The organism is Flexivirga sp. (assembly GCF_035551235.1).
Classification (GTDB): Bacteria; Actinomycetota; Actinomycetes; order Actinomycetales; family Dermatophilaceae; genus Flexivirga.
On the sequence record NZ_DASZNO010000045.1, the window covers coordinates 92485 to 114901 of the forward strand.

The window sequence follows — 22417 nt, forward strand, 5'->3', positions numbered from 1 at the left end:
GCACCGAAATGCCCCGGATCACCTTGTGGTCCGGGGCATTTCGCGTACAACCCTCCCGAGATGTCGCTTACTTGCCGGTACGTCGAGGACCACCAGACGCCGCGACGTCACGTCCTTACCAAATACTGGCCGGGTCGACCTGGCAATCCGCCGGTCCAGCAGCCGGCTTTGCGGAATGCTGACGTCATGACGCCTGAGCCACTCGCATATGGCCTGCACCAAGCGCTGCTGACGACAGAGCTGCAAGGGCAGCTTGCCGCCGTCGTCGGTGACGCGACGATCGAGTCGGTGGATCCGGCGGATCTTCCTCATGTCCTCGCCGGACACATCTCAAGGGCTTCTCGTCGCGCCTTCGAGAACCGGACACCGGACGAGGCGCTGCAATTGGCGAACCGTTTGATTGACACCTTGCGCGCCGACGACGCGGAGGTCGCATCGCCCGCCCGACAGTTGCTGAGAGTGGCCCCCGCGATTGGTCCAGGCGTCGTCACCTACCCCGACGTACGACCACGGACCCCTCTTGCCGATGCCGCATTGCTGACGAATGCAAAGTCCGAGCCGAGTCTGGGACCGGAGCTGCGCACCGAGATCGACACGTCCGATCGCGTTCATCTGCTGTGCGCGTTCGTTCGCTGGGCCGGCTTGCGACTGCTCGATTCCGAGCTACGACGGCTGCGCGAACGCGGCGGCCACCTTCGAGTGATCACCACGACGTACACGGGGTCCACGGAACGTCGAGCCCTTGACCATCTCGTGCGCGAGTATGGCGCACAGATCCGCGTCCAATACGACGCCCACCGGACCCGGCTCCACGCCAAGGCATGGATGTTTCACCGTGACAGCGGCTTCGACACGGCATACGTCGGCTCTTCGAACCTCACGCACACCGCAATGCTCGAAGGCGTCGAGTGGAACGTTCGCCTATCCAGGGTCGCCACCCCCGCGTTGTTGGAGAAATTCGATGCCACCTTCGACACCTATTGGAACGACAGCGCATTCGAGGACTACCGACCGGATCGAGATGCGGATCGGCTCGACCTGGCACTGGCCGAGGCCGGGGGTCGCGCCCACAACGACCGCGTGACGCTCTCGCTATCCGGGCTCGATGTCACCCCCTACCCCTATCAGCAGGAGATGCTCGACGAGGTCGCAGCGGAGCGAACGGTTCACGACCGTCACCGCAACCTCATCGTTGCTGCCACCGGCACCGGCAAGACCGTAGTCGCTGCGCTTGACTATCGACGACTCGCGACCGACTCGTCACGCCGTCCATCGCTGCTCTTCGTCGCCCATCGTAAGGAGATTCTGGCTCAGTCGCTCAGGACCTACCGCGAGGTTTTGTCCGATGCAAACTTCGGAGAGCTCTATGTGGATGGAGCGTTCCCGAAAAGTTGGAGCCATGTGTTCGCCAGCGTTCAGTCGCTCACTTCATATGGAGTCGAAAATCTTCCGCCGGACGCTTTCGATGTCGTCGTCATCGACGAGTTCCATCACGCGGCGGCCAAGACATATCAGGATCTCCTCGACAGGCTCGCACCGAGGGAGTTGCTCGGTCTCACCGCGACACCCGAGCGCGGCGATGGAATCAATGTTCGTGACGCTTTCTTCGACGGTCGGACCGCGACCGAGTTGCGCCTCTGGGATGCGCTGGGCGCCGAGCTGCTTTGCCCGTTCCACTACTTCGGCGTCGCGGACAACACCGACCTGAGCCAACTGAGTTGGAAACGCGGCAGGTACGACGACGCGGAATTGTCGAGGCTCTTCACCGGCAACGATGCGCGCACACGGATCATCCTCAAGCAACTTCGCGACAAGGTGCTCGATACCTCGTCGATGCGAGCGCTCGGATTCTGCGTGTCCATCGAGCACGCGAGGTACATGGCCGCCGCGTTCAACTCGGCCGGTATCGCTGCTCGTGCCGTCACCGGTGACTCGGCGTCAGCCGACCGTGACGCTGCACGCGAGGCCTTGCTCACCGGCGACGTGAACGTTCTCTTCACGGTCGACTTATTCAACGAGGGCGTCGATATCCCGAGCGTCGACACGTTGCTGTTTCTGCGGCCGACCGAGAGCGCAACGATCTTTCTCCAGCAACTTGGCCGTGGTCTTCGGCGTACGACGGACAAGGCTGTGCTCACCGTGCTCGACTTCGTCGGACACCAGCACACTCGGTTCCGCTGGGACCTGAAACTCACTGCTCTCACCGGCCTTTCGCGCGTTGGACTACGAGACGCGGTCGCTGAGGAGTTCCCGTTCCTACCGAGCGGATGCCAGATCGTGATGGATCGGACGACCCAAGATGTCGTCCTGGCCAACCTCAAGACGCAGATCGGAAGCCGGTGGAGTGATCTGCTCCGCGAACTACGGTCCATCGGCAATGTCGACTTGCCCGAATACCTCGACGAGTCCGGTGCATCTCTGTCAGACCTCCTGAAGTCCGGTCGTTCCTGGACTCGACTACGTCGTGAGGCAGGGTTCGAGACTCGATCGAAGGGCCCTCGTGAGGATGAACTCACCAAGCGTGGTCGATCGCTTATCCATGTTGGCGATCGGCCGCGCGCGTCGATCTATCGCTCGATCCTCCGTGATGGCATAGATGCCGCGTGGACACCGGCTGAACGTCGCCTCGCGGAGATGCTCTTCTTCTCGCTCTGGCCTGGTGGTGGCGGGTTCACGAGCATTGATCAGGGATTGCGATCGCTGCGCTCGGACGTTGTGGCCGCCAACGAGCTATCGACCATCGTGGACATCGGCTTCGACAACGCACGACGAGCGACATACGGGCTCGGCGGTGACCTCGCCAGCGTGCCGCTTCGAGTTCACGGCCGATACCGGCGGGAAGAGATTCTCGCATCACTCGGCAATGCAAGCCCCGCCAAGCCACCGAGCAACTTCCGCGAAGGCGTGTTGTGGGTACCGGACCTCAATACCGATGCGTTCTTCATCCAACTGAAGAAGTCCGAGGCGGCATTCTCGCCCACGACCATGTACCGCGACTATCCGATAAGTCCGACCCTGTTCCACTGGGAGTCCCAGAGTCGCACGACCGTCTCATCTCCAACTGGGCAGCGATATATCAATAAGACGAGCAACGTCCTGCTCTTCGTCCGCGAGTCTGCCGAGGATGAGTACGGCACCGGCGCGCCCTACTTGTTTCTTGGGCCGGCCACGTACGTCAAGCATGAAGGTGAACGTCCAATCTCGATCACTTGGGAACTCGAAATACCGATGCCTATTGACTTCTTCACCGATGCGAAAGTCGCCGCCAGCTAGCTGTGTCGCAGACAGCATGACCAACCACCGCAACGCCCCGGATCACGTTGTGGTCCGGGGCATTTCGCGTGTGCAAGGCCCGTCGCGAGACGCGGTTTGTGCATTGCATTACGACCATAATATTATGGTCGTAATGTCAAAACTCGGATGGAGCACACGGCTGTGGCGAGATACGGAGCGGAGCACAAGGAAGCAACTCGACAACGCATGGTCGAGGCTGCCGGTCGCCGGTTCAAGACCGACGGCATCGACGGCGCCGGCATTGCGACGCTGGTCGCCGACGCAGGCCTGACCAACGGCGCCTTCTACGGTCACTTCAGCTCGAAGGACGACCTGGTGGCGTCGGTGGTCGCCCAGCAACTCAGCGAGCAGGTCGCCGTGATCGATGCACTCCCCGCGGGCAGCGCATCACTCGAAGCCTTCCTCCGGCAATACCTCTCCCCCGAGCACCGCGACGATGCTGCGGCCGGGTGCCCGTCCGCCGCACTGCTGGATGAGATCGGCCGCTGCGACAAGACCACGCGGCAGGCCTACACCGACGGCGCTCGCTCGATGATCGACGCCATCGCCCGGCACCTCGAGGCCGTCGGCGCGCACCCGACCAGTGAGCGCGCGATCGCACTCTTCACGCTGCTGGTCGGCACTCTGCAGCTGGCCCGTGCGGTCACCGACGCCGAGTTGTCCGACCACATCCTGTCGGCGGCATACACACAGGCGACGACCATCGCGGGAGTCGATCAGCCCACCACAGCGATGAACCAGGAGCGGTCATGAAGGCCTTCGCCGTCACCCACTACGGCGCCGACGGTCTCGCGCGCGTCGACGTCCCGACACCCACCGCCGCCCCGGGCGACGTACTGGTCGATATCCGTGCCGCGAGCATCAACCCGCTCGACAAGATGGTGCGCAACGGCGAGTTCAAGCGGCTGCTCAAGTACAAGCCGCCGTTCGTCCTCGGGCACGACGTCGCGGGTGTCGTGACGCAGGTCGGCTCGGCAGTGCGCGGTTTCGCGGTGGGCGACGAGGTCTACGCCCGCCCTCGGGACCTGCGCATCGGCACGTTCGCGGAGACGATCGCGATGGATGCCGCGGATGTAGCCCTCAAGCCGGCCTTGCTGTCGTTCGCGGAAGCTGCTGCCGTGCCATTGGTCGCGCTCGCTGCCTGGCAGGCGCTGGTCGAGGTGGCCGCCATACAACCCGGACAGAAGGTCCTGGTCCACGCCGGCGCCGGCGGACTGGGCTCGACGGTCATCCAGCTCGCCAAGCACCTCGGCGCGTATGTCGCAACGACTGCCCGCACCGACGACATCGACAAGGTACGCAGCCTCGGCGCGGACGAGGTCATCGACTTCACCCAGCAGGACTTCTCCACCGTCCTGTCCGGATACGACGTCGTGCTGGATTCGCTCGGACCGGCAAGCCTCGAGAAGTCACTCACGATCCTCAGGCCCGGCGGCCTCGCGATCAGCGTCGTCGGCCCACCCGATCCGGGCTTCGCCACCCAGCTCGGCCAACCGCTGCTCAAGCCGGTCATGGCGCTGATGAGTCGCCGAATCCGTTCACATGCCAAGAAACTCGGCGTGCGTTACTCGTTCTTCTTCATGAGGGCCAGCGGCTCCCAGCTGAAGACGCTGGCCCGGTTGTATGACGACGGGACGCTGCGTCCCGTCCTGGACCCCACCACTTTCGACTTCGCCGACACCATCTCGGCAATGGCCCACGTCGAGCAGGGCAAGGCCAGCGGCAAGGTCGTGATCATCCACGGCCCGACCGCGTAGTCGACGCAGCGTATCCGTGCGTCGATGACCCGGTGATTCCCGCCGGGTGAGCTACAGCTTGCTCATCTTCCGGAACGGGCTGGCGACGCGAACGGTGGAGGTCCGGAAGTCGACCGTCACCGCTTCGGCCTCCAGCCCTACGACATGTCCCATGCCGTAGGAGTCGTGGCAGACCGCGTCCCCGCATTCGAACTGCTCGATCTCGAGTTCTTGGGCGGGCTTGAACGGGCTGCTCGACAGGTGTCGCCGTCGCGCCGGTGAGGATGTCATCCCTTGAGTATGGGCCTCAAACATGTGAGCGCCGACCAGCACGGGACAATCGGGTGCATGAAGGTGCGCCGGGCCACGACCGATGTGTTCCTCGTGGAGGGCGTTGCCTCCAACTGGGTGCTCGTTCGCGACGGCCACGACCTCACGCTCATCGACGCCGGATATCCCAAGGACATCGAGGATGTCGTCGCCTCGGTGGAGCAAATCGGCCATCGGATCGAGGATGTCCGCGGCGTCCTCATCACGCATGCGCACATCGACCACGTCGGCGCCATACCGGCGTTGCTGCGACGGCACACGGTCCCGACGTTTGCCGGTGAACGCGAGTTGCCGATGCTCGTCGGTGAACGCCATGAACAGGCCACAACCTGGGACGTCGTCTCACGCTGCTGGCGACCGCGTGTTGCCAGATGGGCGGTCACGATCGCACGCGCCGGAGCTCAGACCCACGTCAGCGTGCCGGAAACCCAAGCGCTGCAGTCGGATTCGGCACTGGACCTGCCCGGCGCTCCGCGTTCCGTCCCCTGCCCGGGCCACACCTCGGGGCACACCGCGTACATGCTGCCGGATGCGGGCGTTGTCGTCACCGGTGACGCGCTGATCACCGGTCACCCGATCGTCGCGCGCACCGGGCCGCAGTTGCTGCCGGCGTTCTTCGGTCACGACTCGGCACAGGCGTTCGCGAGCCTCGACGCCCTGGCGGAGTTGGACGTCGACACCGTGCTGCCCGGCCACGGACCGATATGGCGTGGATCGCTGCGTTCGGCCGTCGACGAGGCGCGCAGTTGACGACGAAATGCTCCGGATCACGGTGTGATCCGGAGCATTTCGCCGTACCCCCTCCCAGGGTCAGTCCGCCGGCTCCTCGCAGGTGCCCCTGTCGAAGATGAACATGTCCCCGTTCGGCGAGATGTGCCCGACGACCTGCACCTTGGCGTAGACCCCGCCGGACGCAGTGCGGATGACGAAGTGGTCCGTCTCGGTGCTCACGAGCGGCATGGAATTGCCGTCCGGGTCGCTGCTGGTGCCACCGAACCAGGACGCGCCGGAGATGGTGTACCAGTTGCCCGCGGCGTCAGTGAGGGTGACGCCATTCGGCACGACGGTGCCCGTGAAGTGATACATGCCGTTGTTGTCGGCGTTCTCGTGGAACACGGTCGTGATGGTGCCGCTCTGTGCGGTGAGATCGCCTGACTGACAGGCGAATACGTCACCGGCCACGGGCATGGTCTCCCTGCCGGTGAACGGAGCCTGCGACGGCGTGGCCATCGCCGCAGTCGACATGGCTAGCGCGCTCAGCAGTGCGCCGGCACCCAGCGAAACCCGGAATCTCGATTGCATGGAGTGTCTACCTTCCTCGAAGCCGCCCGCCCCGCGAGCGACGACGTCGGGGACGGGATGGCCCCCGGCTGCGCAAAATTGTGGAGAGCTATTTATCGGCTCGCAGCATTGCGCCAGCCGTGCACACCGGCTGAAAAATACAGGTCACACCCAGCCGCTCGCAGTAACCGCCGGCCCGAGTCCGTCAGTGCAGAGCCGACAGCGCGGTCCACTGCTTCCACGACAGCGCCCAGTCGTAGAGCTCCGTGCGCGTGTCGGCGAGCTTGACCTTCGTGCCACGCACGTCGACCGGGTCGCCGTAGATCGCGGTCATGTAGTAGGCCTTGCCGTTCGCAGTGGAGAGGTTGATGCAGCCGTGCGAGACGTTCGTCTTGCCTTGCTGCTCAACGGTGTCCGGGTTGGCGTGGATGAACTGCCCGTTGTTGTTGAACCGCACGGCCCAGTGCTCGATCTCGTCGTAGTGGTAACGCTTCGACTTCATCTCGACGGTCTGCTGCTTGTCGGTCACGATGTTGATGCCGCTGCGGGTGTTGCGGATCGGGTCCGAATTCAGCCCGTATGACGCGGGGTATGTCGCAACCTTCGCGCCGTCCCGATAGATGACGATGTTGTGCTTGCGCGCATCCGCGACGACGATCTGCGAGCGCCCGATGTTGAAGTGCCAGTCCAGGTCCTGCACGCCGGTGACACCACCGCCCCAGTCCAGATGCGCCAGCGGCAGGATCACGTGCACCTCGGTGTGCGCCGGCCAGTACTGCTTGGTGCGGAAGTGCACGGTCGAGTTGGGCGCGTTGTCCGGCAGCCACGCCCACGACCCGACGGCCGGCTTCCACGGACCGCTCGAGCCGGCCGGTCGCATCAGGACCTGCAGGTTCTTCTCGACCGCAGCATTGTCCGTGACCTGGGCGCTGAAATTCACCACGATCGGAGCGGCGACGCCGACGGTCCGGTCGACACCGATGTTCGCGGTCGCGCGGACGGTCCGGGTGGCGGCGGTCGAGGCGACCGTGCCGTGACTGGACGCACCCTTCGACGTGATCGCAGTCCAGGACCAACAGACGTCCGGGCCGATCAGACCGGCGCTGGTCCAGGACGTGCCGCTCCTCGCGAGCTTTCCGTCGACCGTGCGACCGTCGCCGTCCTGCACTGTCAGCGAGCGCAGTCGCACGGACGCGGTCAGCGTCACCGGAGCCCCGAACGGCACCGATCCATTCACGAGGCCGGCGGCCGTGACCGTCGCCGGTTTCGCCGTCGCAGAGGCCGATGCCTCGCCGCCGGCCGTCGCTGACCCCGACGCAGCAGGATCACTCGCGCTCTTCTTCCCGTCGCCGCAAGCGGCCGCACCGGCCAGCACGGCGGTGGCGAGCGCGCCACCCATCGCGACACGTCGCGTCAGTCCATCGGACACGTCATACCCTCCCGAGAGCCCCCTCACGGCAAATGTGCAGCCATCAGGGTAAAACCCGCGCGCCTCGTTCCCGTGGACCGGGCGCGCCGCTCACAGGGAAACGAAACCGAATCGTCATACACCCGCGGGTTCGGCAGACCGCGACATCCGGACGCTAGCCTCACTTCGTGGACTTCGTCGTCGCCGCGGTTCTGGTGCTGTTCGCCTACGCCACCGGCTGGAACATCCGCCGCAGCCGGCGCGACTTCCGCCGGGACGGCCACCTGCGGGTCACGGCCCGCGGGCTGAGTTTCGACATCCGACGCCGCTGGATCCTGTGGTGCTATCTCGGCTTCGCCGCGCTCATGGGCTTCGTCGCCGTGGGCGTGGCCGTTCGGCTGCTGGTGGACGCCATACGGTGAAGACGTCAGGCGCCGCCCCGGGCCGTCCTCCACCACAGTGCCGCGACTGCGGCCCCGCCGAGGATCGTGACCGCAAGCGGGACGACGCGCCCACCCTCGTGTTCGGTGTATGACGCCCCGGTCGACCCGCTGGAACGCCAGGACAGGATCGATCGATCCGACTGTGCGGACAGCAGCGCCGTGTTGCTCTGGAAGGAGCCGGTCGAGAACATCGACATCGCGGAGCCGAAGGACGCGAGCGACGCGAAGGAACCGACCGAGCCGACCGAGAAGGCGGACCCGACCGAGCCGATCGAGCAGAACGACTCCGTCGAACCGATGCACAGCACCGAGTTACGGGACGCGATCGACCACCGTGACGTCATGCTGCGATCGTTGCACGGGACGCGCCGCAGGGCACGCACACCGGCTCAGTCGCTGCCCGGGGCCGCTCCCGTTCCGACGCGGTGCATATGGGTGATCGCGGCCCTGTATGACGCCAGGGCCGAGCACTCGAGATAAGGAATCTGGTGATCCGTGCAGAACTCGCGGACGATCGGTTGCGCGTGCCGCAGGTTCGCGCGAGGCATGCTCGGGAACAGGTGGTGCTCGATCTGGTAGTTGAGCCCGCCGAGAAGGGCGTCCGTCAGCGGTCCGCCGCGCACGTTGCGTGAGGTGAGCACCTGCCGCAGCAGCGGATCCTGTGCGTCGTCCCCATCCAGGATCGGCATACCTTTGTGATTCGGCGCGAAGGAACAACCGAGGTAGAGGCCCTGAATTCCCTTGTGAATCATGACGAACAGCAACGCTTGCGGCCACGTCATGGTGAGCGCCAGGAGCAGAACGTAGGCGACGAAATGGGTCGCCAGCAGGGTCGTCTCCACGGCCCTCAGCCGCAGTCCCGGCGCGAACAGTGCACGGACGCTGGCGATGTGCAGGTTCGCGGCCTCGAGCAGCAGGAGGGGAAAGAAGAGGAGCGCTTGATGGCGCGTCCACCACGCGATCGCACCGCGACGCGAGCTGCCCTGGGTGGCGTCCCAGATGAGGACGCCGCCACGCACGTCCGGATCGGTCTCCAGATCGTTGGGGTGCGCGTGGTGCGCATTGTGCTTGTGGACCCACCAGCCGTAGCTCAGTCCGCTGAACAGATTTGCGCTCACCAGACCGAGGGCCCTGCTGCGGCGGGCGTTCCGCGTGACCTGCAAGTGACCGACATCGTGTCCGATGAAACCGATCTGGGTCGCCACCACCGCCAGCACCGGCGCGAGCGCAAGGAGCCACCACGAGTCGCGATGGGCCGCCATCACCGCGGCGGTCGATCCCAGGGCCACCAGGCAGATTGCCCCGTAACCCGCGTAGGTCCACGGCCGTGGGCGCAGCAACCCTTCAGCGCGGATTTGCCGCGCCAGGGCGCCATACCCTCCCGTGCGAGGGGCGGGCGGCGGCGGTCGTTCCGATAGCTGTGTTGTTGTCTGATGAGTCATGTCGCTGCCCTCCGGGCCTAGTCGTAGAGATAGCCGTAGTGGGCTGTACGGTTTGCCGGCGGGTTCCCGCCCTCGTTGTCCCACGTGTCGAGTCCGCCCGGTGCGTCGTCCGCGCGTATGGCGGGCTCGGTGCCGTAGTCGCCGAGCACGATGGCTGCGAACGTGGCTGCGGTGCCGGGCGGGATGACGGTCAGCACCAGGTGGGTGAAGCCGGTCAGCGACAGGTCGATGTTCTCCGGGTAGCGGGCGTGATTGAACCAGCCGACCTTGGTGGTCCCGAGCGGCGAGTGGATCTTGCGCGGCCCGAGTTTCCACATGTCCTTGGCGTAGGTGGCGTGCGCGATGCGTTCGCCGAGCGCGGCATACACCGCGACGTCCAGGTCGGCCAACTCGGTCGCCAGGTTCGTGCTCTGCGGCCACCAGGCCCCGTCGGATGGACCGGTCCCCCGGGTGCCGGACAAGGACCACCGGGTGGGGACCCTGGTCACGGGCTTGCCGGCGGTGGTCGTGGACGTGGATCTGGTGGTGGTCGTGGTGACGGTGTCAAGCATGATTGCCCCCTTCGGGAGCGAGCACAACTACGAAATCGAGTTGCGGTGAATTTGCGGCCAGGAGGTCCCTGGTCGCCGTTCCTTGGTCACGGGGCCCGCGCAGTGCGGGCATGCGCCGACGGCGCCATCTGTGGCTGGGGTATTGGGCGCGGCGTGGCTACGGGCAGATCGTGCGGGTCAGTCGCATCTCGGCCACTTCCCATCTGCGGCTCGGACGCGCAAGCCAACCTCAACCTCGCAGGGCAGGCGGAACAACCTTGAACATCGGCTCCGCGCGAAAACGGTCCCTACGCCTTCAACAGTACGCGCACCAGCGCGTGTGAACCGATTCCGTCCAAGACCGTGCGGTCACGTCGGTGGCTGAGCGCTTCAGCGACCGGTCGCCGGGAGGTATGTCGCCAGGAAGTCAACGGTGTTCCGCCAGGCAGCTGCGGAGGCGTCGGCGTGATGGAACATCGGGTGCGGGTTGTCGAAGGCGTGGCCGGCGCCGGCATACGTCTCGAACTGCACGCCGTCGCGGGACACCGCCGCGCGGACCCGCTCCACGACGTCGGTCGACAGGTAGTCGTCGGACTCGCCGAAGTGGTGCAGGCTGGGTGCAGTCACGTCGCCGGCGAGGTCGAGGAGGTTCGGCAGCGCCGAGCCGTAGTAGCTCACGAGCACGTCCACGTCGGTGGCCGCCGCGACGTTGAACGCCAGGCCGCCGCCGAAGCAGAAGCCGACGACGCCGACTCCCCCGTGCACGTGCTCGTCCGCGCGTGCGGCGGCGACTGCGGTGGCGCCGTCGCTCACGGCCTTCGGCCAGTCGACCCGACCCATGACCGACATCGCCCGTTGCAGCATGTCGTCGCGGCTCTCGTCGATCTCGGAATCGTCCAGACGCCAATAGATTTCGGGCGCGAGGACGACATACCCGAGCGCCGCGAGATCGGCCCCACGTGCCTTGATGTAGTCCGAGACACCGAAGATCTCCTGGAAGAGCACGATGCCCGGCCCCGACCCGGATTCGGGCAGGAAACGCCAGGTCGGCATCGGGCCGTCGTCGGTGGGTATGTCGATCCGGTCACTCATCCCAGCAGTCTGTCACCACACCACGCGGGTCGAGTAGCAATTCAAGCGGGTCGAGTAGGGCGAGGAACGAGCCCGTATCGAGACCCTGGACCTCGATACGCTCCTTCGTCGCTACTCGATCCGCGGTGCGTCACACTCCTGCCGCATTGTCGACACCGCCACTGACCGGGAGATCGGCGAAGACCGGCGGCGGGTCACGCCACAGGTCGGGCGACGTGCCGGCATGTGCGGCTTGCACGGCGCGCCATACGCGCTCTGGGGTGCAGGGCAGGTCGATGTGCCGCACCCCGAGATGACTGACCGCATCCACGACGGCGTTCTGCACCGCCGGGGTCGAGCCGATCGTCGCCGACTCGCCGATCCCCTTGGCGCCCAACGCATTCAACGGGGTCGGCGTCATGGTCGATGCCGTCTCGAAGGCGACCAGATCGGCCGAGCTCGGCATCGCGTAGTCGGCGAGCGTGGTGGTCAGCGGCTGCCCGTCCGCGTCGTAGACGACCTCTTCGTAGAGCGCCTGGGCGATGCCCTGTGCGAGGCCACCGTGCTGCTGGCCCTCGACCAGCAGCGGGTTGAGCACCCGCCCGCAGTCGTCGACGGCGACGTGCCGGACCGGACGTACGTGCCCGGTCTCGGTGTCGACCTCCACGACCGACACGTGCGCGCCGAAGGGGAAGGTCGACCCCTCCTGATTGCTGTCGACCCCGGCGGCGAGTTGCTCCCCCGCATCGTGCGCCGCAGCCGCGACCTCGGTCCAGGTCACGGTCGCTCCCCCGGGCACGCCGGCGACGCCGAAGGTCCCCTCGTCGGTGAGCACGACGTCATCGACGGCCGCTTCCAGCCGCGACGCGGCATGCCGGCGGGCCTGGTCGAGCACGGTCGTTGCGGCGGACGCGACGGCGCTGCCGCCCAGCTGCAGCGACCGCGACCCGCCGGTGCCACCACCGCGCGGCACGACGGCGGTGTCGGACTGCACGTAGGTGATCTTGTCCATCGGTATGCCGAGCGCGTCGGACACCAGCATCGAGAACGCCGTCGCATGGCCCTGACCGTGCGCGGACGTGCCGGACGAGACGGTCGCCGTGCCGTCGTCGTGCACGGTGACCGAGCCGAACTCCGAGCCGCCGCCCGGCGCGGTGACCTCGACGTAGACGCTGACGCCGATGCCCAGCTGCACCGGGTCACCGCTCTCGCGCCGGACCGCCTGCTCCTCGCGCAGCGTGTCGTAGTCCGCGAGCCGCAGGGCCTCTCGCAGCGGCAGGTCGTAATCGCCCGAGTCGTACGTCGCACCCATCTGCGTCGTCACCGGAAAACCGTTGGGGTCCAGGAAGTTTCGCCTGCGCAGCTCGACGGGATCAATGCCGAGTTCGTCGGCGGCGATGTCCATCATCCGCTCGATGTGTGCGGCCGCCTCCGGTCGCCCGGCGCCGCGGAACGCGCCCATCGGGGCGGTGTTGGTGACCACCGCGGCGGCGTCATACGCGACCACGGGGACGTCATAGACACCGGGAACCATGAGAGCGGTCATGTGGATCGGCAACGCTCCACCGAAGCCGGCCCAGGCGCCCGCGTCGCCGATGACACGCGCCCGCAGCCCGACGATCCTGCCGTCGTCGCGGAGCCCGAGCTCGTAGTAGCCGACCTGTCCCCGGCCGTGCATGGATTCGAGGTTCTCCGAACGTGTTTCGACCCACGCGACCGGGCGGCCGAGAGTTCTCGCGGCGCCGATCACCGCGGTGTGCTCGGAGATCATGCCGGCCTTGCCACCGAACCCGCCGCCGACGTGTGGGGCGATGACGCGCACCCGGTCCTTGGGCAGGTCGAACTCCGTGGCGACCATCGCCTGGAAGCCGTGCGGCATCTGCGTCGACACGTGTATGACGAGGTCGTGCTCGTCGTCCCCCACGGGTTCGACCGCGATCGCGTTGCCCTCCATCGGCACCACCGCGACGCGCTGGTTGACCATTCGGGCGCGGATGACGACGTCGGCACCATCGAGCGGATCCCCTTGAACCGCAGACCGATTGCCGAGCACCAGGTTGGTGCCGAGCTCGGGGAACTGCAGCTCGGCGTCGGGCGCCAGCGCATCCTCGGGGTCCGCGACGGCAGGCAGCGGGTCGTAGTCGACATCGACCAGCTCGACGGCGTCGGCGGCTGCGGCCCGAGACTCGGCGACGACCAAGGCGACGGGTTCGCCGACGAACCGGACCCGGTCGACGGCCAGCGGTGGTCTGGGCACCTTCGGGTTGACCACCATCAGTCCGTGGTGCGGCGCGAGGGAGAGGTCCGCCGCGGTGAAGACGCCCACGACGCCCGGCGCGGCCGCGGCCTCCGTGGTGTCGATGGCGCGAATGTGACCGTGTGCCACCGGGGATCGGACGAACGCGGCATACAACAGACCGTCCAGGTCGAGGTTACCGACGAAGGTCGAGTCGCCGGTGACCAGTGCTGCGTCTTCGACCCTGCGGACGCGTGTTCCGAGAATTGAACCTGCCATGGAACGACCTTACGTCCGTCGGCAACGGCCGGGATGGATCGTGGAACGCACGATCACCGCAGATTCGGCCGGAGCCTGACGATCTCCAGGGCGGCCGCGACATTCGTGACATTGCCCCCGAGTGGTTGCGGCATCAACCGATCGGCGCGCTCGAGTCGCCGCAACACGGTGTTGCGGTGCGTGTAGAGCCGCTGGGCCGTGCGAGAGGCGTTGAACTGCTCACCGATGTATGCCGAGACGGCATCTCGCAACTCCGGGTCCGCCGTGGCGAGGCCACCGAGATTGTCCGCGACGAACTCATCCGCCTTGGTGAGGTCCCCGGTCAGCAGGGCAACCAGTTGCACGTCGGTGTACCGGGTGATCCGCTCATCGGAGTCGATGCGTGCGACGAGCCGCTGCGTCTCCGTCGCGTCCAGGTGGCTGCGCCGGAATCCCTCCAGTCCCAGTCCTTTCCGGCCGATCGCGACCCGCACCGTCGGTGCTTCCTCCAACGCTGCGGTGACGCCCTCGTCGGCGCGAACCTCCTTGACCGGCAGCCACAACCACAGCGATTGAGCACCGGCCACCAGCGTCAGCCTCCGTGTGGATCTGCTTGCCTGCATGAACGCGTCGGCCACAGCCTCGAGACTGCCGGCCACGTCCTCAGGGGCGTCGTCGGACGCCGGGGCATTGGCCCAGAGCACGAGTGCGACGTGCTCGCCGGTCAGCTGGTAGCGCAGGCGTAGCTCGGCCTGCGCCCGGGTGATGGGCGCACCTTCGAGGATGAGAGTCAGGGTCGCCATACGTTCGGCGTTCGTGCCTCGGGTGAGATCCTCGATGTCCGCCTGCATCAGCTCGGTGAGTGCCTCGACGGTGTCGTCCAGGAAGGTCGAGATCGACAACGCGGACACATCGAGCAGTTCCTGCAGTTCCGCCGCATCGGTCGTGAGCGTGAAGCAGATCCGCATCCACAGCCGCCAGGCGGCACTCTGCGCCGTGCGGTAGGAGTCGAGCGCTCGGCTGTCCAGACCGCGGCGAACCAGGTCCCGGGACAGCGTGATCGCCTCGGCGCTCAACTGCGGGGTCACCCGCTGCCCCGGGTCGCTGATGTTGGATGCCGCCCACCGTTGCAGGTTCTGCACGTTGACGACCCGGGCAGCCTCGGTGAGCGTCGGATCGAGCGCCAACCGGTCGGAGTGGTAGCCCGCGAGCGTCGCTTCGTGCAGTAGCGCGAGCTCCTCCTCCGACGGGTTCAATGCCTCGCGTGCACCCGTGCGGAAGAGCTCCCGGACGGCCGGGCGGAGAGCGGGCAGCGGCTCAGGCGTGGTGTGCATAGCGCCCCACCGTACGCCGGATGTGCAGCACTCTGCCTCTCCCAATTCGCGAGCACACGGAGCAGGCTGGACGTCACGTCCACCCATCTTTCGTCCGCCAGGAGTTCTTCCATGCGTTCCACGACCAGCGCCACCGCGGTCGATCCGCTCGACGTCCTCATCATCGGAGCCGGCATCTCCGGCATCGGTGCGGGGCACTATCTGCGGACCAACTGCCCCGGCAAGTCGTTCGTGATCCTGGAAGGACGGGGCGCTTCCGGCGGCACATGGGACCTGTTCCGCTATCCCGGCATACGCTCCGACTCCGACCTGCACACCTTCGGCTACGACTTCAAGCCCTGGCGTGACAAGGACGCGATCGCGGACGGCTCGAAGATCCTGGACTACCTGCGGGAGGCGGCCACCGAGAACGGCCTCAATGAGCTGATTCGCTTCAACCACAACGTGATCGGCGCATCCTGGGACTCGACCGAAGCTCTGTGGACGGTCGATGCGGAGACGCCGGAAGGTCCCCGGACGTTCCGGGCACGCTGGATCTTCGCCGGCACCGGGTATTACAACTACGACGAGGGATACACCCCGTACTTCCCGGGGCGCGAGGACTTCACCGGCACGATCGTGCACCCGCAACACTGGCCCGCGGACCTGAACCATGCGGGCAAGAAGGTGGTAGTCATCGGCAGCGGTGCGACCGCGGTGACGCTCGTCCCGGCGATGACCACGGGCCCGGGGGCGGCCGACCACGTGACGATGCTGCAGCGCACGCCGACCTTCGTCACCGCACTCCCCCGCGAGGACAAGATCGCGCAGGCCCTGCGCCGGACCTTCGGCGAGGAGCGTGGCTACCGGCTCACCCGGCGCAAGAACATCGCCGTACAGCACTGGACGTGGCGGCTGGCCCGGCGCTTCCCGGGCCAGACCCGCGCACTCCTGCGCAAGGCACAGGTCCGGGCGCTCCCGGAGGGGTATGACGTCGACAAGCACTTCAACCCGCCGTACGACCCGTGGGACCAGCGCCTGTGCGTCGTCCCGGACGGGGATCTGTTCAAAGCGATCCGGTCCGGGCGGGCCGACGTGGTGACCGACCGGATCGAGACGTTCACCCCGCGCGGCATCCGGCTCACCTCCGGCGAGGAGCTGGAGGCCGACATCATCATCACCGCGACCGGGCTGAACCTCCGTCTGATCGGGGGCATCGAGTTGGCGGTCGACGGCGCCCCGGTGCACTTCCCGGACACGGTCGCCTACCGCGGTCTGATGCTCAGCGGGGTGCCCAATCTCGCTCTGTCCATTGGTTATACGAACGCATCGTGGACTCTCAAGGTCGGGCTCCTGTGCGAATACTTCACCCGGCTGCTGCGTCACATGGACACCTACGGGTACGACGCCGTCCGTCCGGAGGCTGATCCGGACATGCCGACCCGGCCGCTGCTCGACTTCGCTGCCGGTTACATCCAGCGCTCCATCGACGACCTGCCCCGGCAGGGCGACCGCGACCCGTGGGCGACCTCGACCGGATTCCCGGACGATGTGAAGCTGCTGCGCAACGGGGCCGTCGACGACGCGTGCCTGCGCTACTCGAGCCGATCGAGTAACGGCACGGATCACCGCCACTCAAGCGGGTCGAGTAGCGGCGCGGAACGAGCCGCGTATCGAGACCAGCGTGCGGCCGGCCGAGTGGCGTCCTGACCGCGCCGGATTATGAGCACTTGCTCAAAACCCGTGCCATTGCTTCCTTTTCGGCCTTGGTCACCCACAGGCGGTAGTCGGTCTTGACCGCGACCTGTTTGGCGACATACGTGCACCGGTAGCTCTTGTTCCGCGGCAGCCAGGTCGCGGCATCGCCATCGCTCTTCTGGGCGTTGGCGCTGCCGCTGACCGCGAGCAGGTTGCGCGGGTCGTTCGCGAGATCCTGCCGTCGCTCGGGCGTGAGCTGCTGCGCGCCCTTCTGCCACGCGTCGGACAGCGCGACGACGTGGTCGATCTGGATCGCATTGCTCGTCCCGACACCGCGCTGGAAACTGATCCGGGCGCGCGTGTAGGGATCGACCAGCACACCGGTCAGCACCACACAGCCGTGGGTGTTCGGCTTCAGGGTGAGGTCGTGCAGGTCGCGACGGAGGATGTCGTTGCGGGTGTCGCACCCGTTGTGCCCGAGTTGCACCGAGACATCATCACTCCACCGCACACCGAATTCCCTGCGGTCATAACCGGTTTTGGGTGCACGTCCCTTCACCGGGAGCTTCGCGAGCAGGGCCAGCGTGTGTCCGACGGCAGCCCCGGGGAGGCTGGAAGATGGTGCGTTCGTCCGGCTCGTCGGAGCCGGAGTCGTCGGGGTGATCGTTGTCGTGACGGTGACCGTCCTGGTGACCGTGGGAGCGGGCGTGGATGAAGCGCTGCCCGACGTCGCCATACATCCGGACGGGACCACTGCGAGAACGACTGCGGACGCAGCCAACGCGAGTCGCCGACCGAAGGTCACCCCACTCTTCGATGCCGACCGCTGCCACCCCATGGGTAAGTCATATCCCAGCGCGCCCGCGCCGCCGGATCCGGGTCGATCAGAAGCTGTCCAGAATCAGCTTCGCCAGCTCGTTGGGGTGTGTGAGCAGCACGTCGTGTCCGCCGGCCATTGCCGTGACGGGCAGATCGTGTCTCGTCGCGAACTCCCGGAAGGGCACGCCGTTGCCCGGCTCCATCACGATCGCCGACGCCGTCGGCCGGTCGGTATGGCGCCCCGACGCACCTCGCAAACGCCCGGTGAACGTCGCCCATGGTTGCGGCAGCAGCCGCGGCAGCAACCAGTCGGCCTGGTCGGGCTCGGTGACTCCCAGCTGCTGCGGAGTCGGAGCCGGCAACCAGCCGCCGGATTCCTGCTCACGCCACAGCCGAGCAAGCGCGGGAGGCGCCAGGTCCAGCAGGCTGTCCCCGTCGTCGCCGAGCCAGGCGTCGACATACACGATGTGCTCGATCGTTGTCTCGACCTCACGCGAAAGCGCCTGCTGCACAACGAGTCCGGCGTAGCTGTGTGCCACGACAACCGCGCCGCTCCTCGCATTCCGCAACGCGTCCCTGACGACTTCTGCGTGCTCCTCGAGCGTCGCCGGCAACTCGTCGGACCCGCGCGGCGGCAACTCCGGCGCGATCGGCCGATGCCCGGCCGCCGCCAACATGGGCGCAACGGCATCCCACGCCCATGCTCCGTGCCACGCGCCGTGGACCAGGATCAGGTCCCGTCCGTCATCCATACCTGCACCCTTCATCTTTAACCGTACGATCGTTTGCGAAATTAGCAGACGTGCGTCCGCTAAAGTAGTGGCATGCGGAAATCAGCCGAGGAAGCCCTGCGCACCCGGGAGCGGATCGTCGACGCGGGCGTGCAGCGCACCTCCATCGACGGCATCTCCGGCGTCAGCATCGGCGACCTCGCCGGCACTCTCGGCATGAGCAAGGCCGGAGTGGTCGGGCCATTCGGGTCGCAGGAGCAGTTGCAGCTCGCGGTGATCGCGCGGGCGAAGCAGACGTTCGTGGCGGCCGTCATACAACCGGGACTGCGGCGCGAGGCGGGCCTGCCGCGGTTGCGGGCGTGTGTGCGGGCGTGGTGCCGCTATCTCGGCGACGGCACCTTCCCGGGTGGCTGCTTCGTGACCTCCGCGTCAGCCGAGCTCGACGGTAGGCCGGGCGTGCTACGTGACGCCGTGGTCGACCTCGTCGTCCAATGGCGCGACTTCCTGCACCTGCAGATCACCACGGCCCAAGCGGCCGGTCAACTGGCCCGTCGTCGCACACCGGACGACCTCGTGACGATACTGAACGGCATTGCCATGTCAGCGAATCAGGAGATCCAGCTGCTCGGCGACAAGGCTGCGGCACGTCGGGCCGAGCGCCTCATGCTGGCGCAGCTCGACGCGTGGAAGCCGGCAGGCTGAGGCCTGCGGGCGATACGGTGACGCATGGACAACGTGGAGCGTGACGAGACGCCGGCCGAACGCGCCGACCGCAACTGGAACGAACTGTTGCAGGAGTTGCGCGTCACCCAGACCGGCATACAGGTGCTTGCCGGGTTTCTGCTGACTTTGCCCTTCCAACAACGCTTTTCGGACCTCGACCGGCTGCAGACCGGCGAATATCTGGCCGCGGTGTCGTGTGCGATCTTCTCGGTCATCCTGCTCGTTGCGCCGGTGAGCGCACACCGGTGGCTGTTCGGCCGCCACAAGAAGGATGTCGTGGTGCACTTCGGCGACCGGCTGGCCAGGGCCGGGCTGACGATGCTCGCCGTCACCATCGTGCTCAGCGCGCTGTTCGTCTTCGGTGTCGTCGCCGGGCAGACGGCGGGAGCGATCGTCGGTGCCACGGTCGCCGTTGCGTTCATCGGACTGTGGGTGATCCTGCCCTGGCGCAAGCTCAAGACCGGGAACTAGTCGATCCGGGCCTGCAGAGCGTGCGGCCGGGCGCACCATCTGCCGGACACAACGGCCGAGACTCGTCCCCGCGGTCACGACGTGGGTAGCGTGACCTCATGGAGTGCCGGATCAACGACGTCGTGATCAATTACGTCGAACACGGGGATGGCATGCCGCTGGTCGCGCTGCATGGCGTTGGTGTGGACCACCGCGAGCTCGAAGGTTCGCTGGAGCCGATGCTCGCGGACAGCGGGTGTCGGCGGATCTACCTGGACTTACCGGCGATGGGTCACTCCACGGCAGAAGGGCTTTCGAGCAACAACGACGTCGTCGCCCTGCTCGCCGAATTCATCGCGCGCACGGCACGGGAACCCGTCCTCCTGCTCGGTCATTCGTATGGCGCCTACCTCGCGCGCGGCGTGGCCGCGCAGCGACCGGAACTGCTGCGCGGCCTGGCGCTGATCTGCCCGCTCGCCGAGAGCACCGGGCAGCTGCCGCCGCCCGAGGTGTTGGTGCAGGACGACGCGGCGTACGACGAGATCGACTCCGGGCTGCATGCCACCTTCGACGAATACTTCGTCGTGCGCACGCCCGAGATGGCGCGCCGGTTCCGGGACTTCGCCGCACCGGGCATACCGCTCGTCGACTACCCGGCGCTGACCGAGATCTTCACCGACTGGCCGATCGACATGGGGCGCCATACGTTTTCGCGACCGACACTTGTGGCAGCCGGATTGCACGACACCACAGTCGGATTCGACGATGCCGTGCGGCTGCTGGACGTCTACCCGCGCACAACGCTCGCGGTGGTCGACGGCGGCGGGCACGCACTGCTGCACGAGCGGCCGGACGTCCTCGGCGGTCTCATCAACGGCTGGATCGAGCGGGCCCGCACGGCCGTCCGCTGAGTCGCGCCATACGAACGTTCAGTCGCGCGCGAGCACCTTCTCCGGCTCCTCGCCGGCCGCCCGCATCGCCTGCAGCTTGCGCCGTACGACGGGCCAGAAGAGCACGAGCACACCGGTGGCGACCAGGCTCGTCCAGACCTGGGTGCGGCCGGTGTCGGTGGTCAGCATGATCACCACGACCACGAGCACGCCGGCGATGAGGAAGACGTTGAGCCACGGGAAGAAGCGCACCCGGACGCCCAGGCCGGCGACCTCCTCCGGGGTCATCTTCTGCCGCAACCGCAGCTGGGTGAGCGCGATGAAGACGTAGACGAAGAGCGCGACCAGGCCGGCGGAGTTCATGATGAAGTCGAAGATCCCGGAGTCGGGGGCGACGAAGTTGGCGACCGCCGCGATGACGCCGCCGATCGTGGACGCGAAGACCGCGACGACGGGGACGCCGTTGCGGGCCTTGTAGCTGACCGCCTTCGGCGCGAGCCCCTTGTCCGCCAGCGCGGCGAACATGCGCGAGGCGGAGTAGAGGCCGGAGTTGAGCACCGACAGCACCGCGGAGAAGATGACCAGCTCCATGATCACCGACGCCGCCGGGATGCCGAACTTCTCGAAGAGCACGGTGAACGGCGCGTTGGACACGCCGGTCGCCTCCGGCAGCGCGTCCCACGGGATGGCCATGGTGATGATCAGGATCGAGCCGACGAAGAAGAGCAGCACCCGCCAGATGACGGTGACGGTCGCGAGCTTGACGCCCTTGGCCGGGTCCTCGGACTCCGCCGATGCCATCACGCTTATCTCGGTGCCGAAGTAGGAGAAGATCACCAGCGCCACACCGGTGAGTATGGCGCCCACCCCCTTCGGGGCGAATCCGCCGTGTTGCCAGAGGTTTTCGACGGCGAAGTTGCCGTCCGGCCACAGGCCGAGCACGAAGAGCGTGCCGACGACGAGGAACACGACGATGGCGATGACCTTGATGCTGGCCAGCCAGAACTCCGCCTCGCCGAACGACCGCACCGAGATCAGGTTGCTCGCCACGAAGACCGCGAGCAGCAGCAGCGACCACACCCACGACGGCAGCCAGTCGAACCAGCCGTTCAGCGTGTGCCCGCCGATGACCGCCTCATAGGCGAGCACGCCGACCCAGAAGTACCAATAGAGCCAACCCACGAGGTATGCCGCCCAGTCCCCCAGACCCACCCGTGCGTATTCCATGAACGACCCGACCTCGGGCCGGGCCGCCGCCATCTCGCCGAGCATCAGCATCGCGAGGTAGACCAGCAACCCGCCGGCCAGGTAGGACAGCACCGCCGCCGGCCCGACCGAGTGCACGATGTTGGCCGAGCCGACGAAGAGGCTCGAGCCGATGATCCCGCCCAGCGTGATCATCGTGATGTGTCGTGGCCGCAGCTTCTTCGGGCTGTGCTCCACTCGTTCTTCCATCAATCGGCTCCTTCTGAATTGCTGACCGAGTTGCGCCCACCCGCGCCCTGAGGAGCTCGCGAGGGACGAGCGAGCGTCTCGAAAGTGCGGAGCACCTTGAGGAGCTCGCGAGGGACGAGCGAGCGTCTCGAAAGGCGGCGACCCCCGAGGTCCCGCAGCCACCAATTTGTCGACAGCCGAACATCGCACAGAACCAGCCCCGCGCGTGGCGTTCGCGAGCTTCGACTTCGAACTTGCTCACCCCGCGAGACGGCGTGACCGCTCACCGCGCCATACCCACCGCTCACCGCGCGCTCCCCAAGGTGGCCG

The 22417-nt window shown here is 66.7% G+C and carries 21 protein-coding genes; 9 read left to right on the forward strand and 12 right to left on the reverse strand.

The window, feature by feature from the left end; translation table 11 throughout:
• Positions 1–186: 186 nt before the first annotated feature.
• The 3 genes from VG502_RS16055 to VG502_RS16065 all read left to right on the forward strand — a co-directional run bounded on the left by VG502_RS16055 (position 187) and on the right by VG502_RS16065 (position 5051).
• A complete protein-coding gene (locus tag VG502_RS16055) occupies positions 187–3273 on the forward strand; it encodes a DEAD/DEAH box helicase (protein ID WP_325551079.1) in 3087 nt (1028 codons plus the stop codon).
• Positions 3274–3435: 162 nt separating this feature from the next.
• Positions 3436–4047, forward strand: coding sequence for a TetR/AcrR family transcriptional regulator (locus VG502_RS16060; RefSeq protein ID WP_325551080.1), 612 nt, complete (start codon positions 3436–3438; stop codon positions 4045–4047).
• Entirely contained in the window at positions 4044–5051 is a 1008-nt protein-coding gene (locus VG502_RS16065) for an NADP-dependent oxidoreductase (RefSeq protein ID WP_325551081.1), read from the forward strand. The genes VG502_RS16060 and VG502_RS16065 overlap by 4 nt, the downstream gene beginning before the upstream one ends.
• A gap of 51 nt (positions 5052–5102) precedes the next feature.
• On the opposite strand, the gene VG502_RS16070 is transcribed toward VG502_RS16065, so the two are convergent.
• Positions 5103–5321: a hypothetical protein gene (locus VG502_RS16070; RefSeq protein WP_325551082.1), complete on the reverse strand. Its 219-nt coding sequence runs from the start codon at positions 5319–5321 to the stop codon at positions 5103–5105.
• A gap of 57 nt (positions 5322–5378) precedes the next feature.
• Here VG502_RS16070 and VG502_RS16075 point away from each other — a divergent pair, with 57 nt between their 5' ends.
• Positions 5379–6110: an MBL fold metallo-hydrolase gene (locus VG502_RS16075; protein ID WP_325551083.1), complete on the forward strand. Its 732-nt coding sequence runs from the start codon at positions 5379–5381 to the stop codon at positions 6108–6110.
• 60 nt (positions 6111–6170) lie between these two features.
• Here the strand turns inward: VG502_RS16075 and VG502_RS16080 are convergent, their stop codons facing one another.
• Both VG502_RS16080 and VG502_RS16085 read right to left on the reverse strand, forming a co-directional pair.
• Positions 6171–6662 carry a hypothetical protein gene (locus tag VG502_RS16080; protein WP_325551084.1) on the reverse strand — a complete coding sequence of 164 codons (492 nt, stop codon included), beginning with the start codon at positions 6660–6662 and terminating at the stop codon, positions 6171–6173.
• 184 nt (positions 6663–6846) lie between these two features.
• A complete protein-coding gene (locus VG502_RS16085) occupies positions 6847–8070 on the reverse strand; it encodes a L,D-transpeptidase (RefSeq protein WP_325551085.1) in 1224 nt (407 codons plus the stop codon).
• A 167-nt stretch (positions 8071–8237) separates the two neighbouring features.
• Between VG502_RS16085 and VG502_RS16090 the strand changes: the two genes are divergently transcribed.
• Positions 8238–8471 (forward strand): hypothetical protein, encoded by a 234-nt coding sequence (locus tag VG502_RS16090; RefSeq protein WP_325551086.1) that lies wholly within the window; start codon positions 8238–8240, stop codon positions 8469–8471.
• Positions 8472–8476: 5 nt separating this feature from the next.
• On the opposite strand, the gene VG502_RS16095 is transcribed toward VG502_RS16090, so the two are convergent.
• The 6 genes from VG502_RS16095 to VG502_RS16120 form a co-directional block, all read right to left on the reverse strand.
• Complete coding sequence (locus tag VG502_RS16095; protein ID WP_325551087.1) at positions 8477–8836, reverse strand: hypothetical protein; 360 nt, start codon at positions 8834–8836, stop codon at positions 8477–8479.
• A gap of 45 nt (positions 8837–8881) precedes the next feature.
• Complete coding sequence (locus VG502_RS16100) at positions 8882–9781, reverse strand: fatty acid desaturase family protein (RefSeq protein ID WP_325551088.1); 900 nt, start codon at positions 9779–9781, stop codon at positions 8882–8884.
• 170 nt (positions 9782–9951) lie between these two features.
• A complete protein-coding gene (locus VG502_RS16105) occupies positions 9952–10485 on the reverse strand; it encodes a DUF5994 family protein (protein WP_325551089.1) in 534 nt (177 codons plus the stop codon).
• 369 nt (positions 10486–10854) lie between these two features.
• Positions 10855–11556, reverse strand: a complete 702-nt coding sequence (locus VG502_RS16110) for a dienelactone hydrolase family protein (RefSeq protein WP_325551090.1) — start codon at positions 11554–11556, stop codon at positions 10855–10857.
• Between the two features lie 130 nt (positions 11557–11686).
• Positions 11687–14050: a xanthine dehydrogenase family protein molybdopterin-binding subunit gene (locus VG502_RS16115; protein WP_325551091.1), complete on the reverse strand. Its 2364-nt coding sequence runs from the start codon at positions 14048–14050 to the stop codon at positions 11687–11689.
• A 53-nt stretch (positions 14051–14103) separates the two neighbouring features.
• Positions 14104–15363, reverse strand: coding sequence for a PucR family transcriptional regulator (locus VG502_RS16120; protein ID WP_325551092.1), 1260 nt, complete (start codon positions 15361–15363; stop codon positions 14104–14106).
• Positions 15364–15474: 111 nt separating this feature from the next.
• Here VG502_RS16120 and VG502_RS16125 point away from each other — a divergent pair, with 111 nt between their 5' ends.
• Complete coding sequence (locus VG502_RS16125) at positions 15475–17052, forward strand: flavin-containing monooxygenase (protein ID WP_325551093.1); 1578 nt, start codon at positions 15475–15477, stop codon at positions 17050–17052.
• 10 nt (positions 17053–17062) lie between these two features.
• Here VG502_RS16125 and VG502_RS16130 read toward each other — a convergent pair whose 3' ends face one another.
• A complete protein-coding gene (locus tag VG502_RS16130; RefSeq protein ID WP_325551094.1) occupies positions 17063–17878 on the reverse strand; it encodes an HNH endonuclease family protein in 816 nt (271 codons plus the stop codon).
• 46 nt (positions 17879–17924) lie between these two features.
• Positions 17925–18611, reverse strand: coding sequence for a lipase family alpha/beta hydrolase (locus VG502_RS16135; protein ID WP_325551095.1), 687 nt, complete (start codon positions 18609–18611; stop codon positions 17925–17927).
• A gap of 72 nt (positions 18612–18683) precedes the next feature.
• On the opposite strand from VG502_RS16135, the gene VG502_RS16140 reads away from it, so the two are divergent.
• The 3 genes from VG502_RS16140 to VG502_RS16150 all read left to right on the forward strand — a co-directional run bounded on the left by VG502_RS16140 (position 18684) and on the right by VG502_RS16150 (position 20674).
• Complete coding sequence (locus tag VG502_RS16140) at positions 18684–19292, forward strand: TetR/AcrR family transcriptional regulator (RefSeq protein WP_325551096.1); 609 nt, start codon at positions 18684–18686, stop codon at positions 19290–19292.
• A gap of 24 nt (positions 19293–19316) precedes the next feature.
• Entirely contained in the window at positions 19317–19784 is a 468-nt protein-coding gene (locus VG502_RS16145; RefSeq protein WP_325551097.1) for a DUF6328 family protein, read from the forward strand.
• Between the two features lie 98 nt (positions 19785–19882).
• Positions 19883–20674, forward strand: coding sequence for an alpha/beta fold hydrolase (locus VG502_RS16150; RefSeq protein WP_325551098.1), 792 nt, complete (start codon positions 19883–19885; stop codon positions 20672–20674).
• Positions 20675–20692: 18 nt separating this feature from the next.
• On the opposite strand, the gene VG502_RS16155 is transcribed toward VG502_RS16150, so the two are convergent.
• Positions 20693–22108 carry an amino acid permease gene (locus VG502_RS16155; protein WP_325551099.1) on the reverse strand — a complete coding sequence of 472 codons (1416 nt, stop codon included), beginning with the start codon at positions 22106–22108 and terminating at the stop codon, positions 20693–20695.
• Positions 22109–22417: the final 309 nt, after the last annotated feature.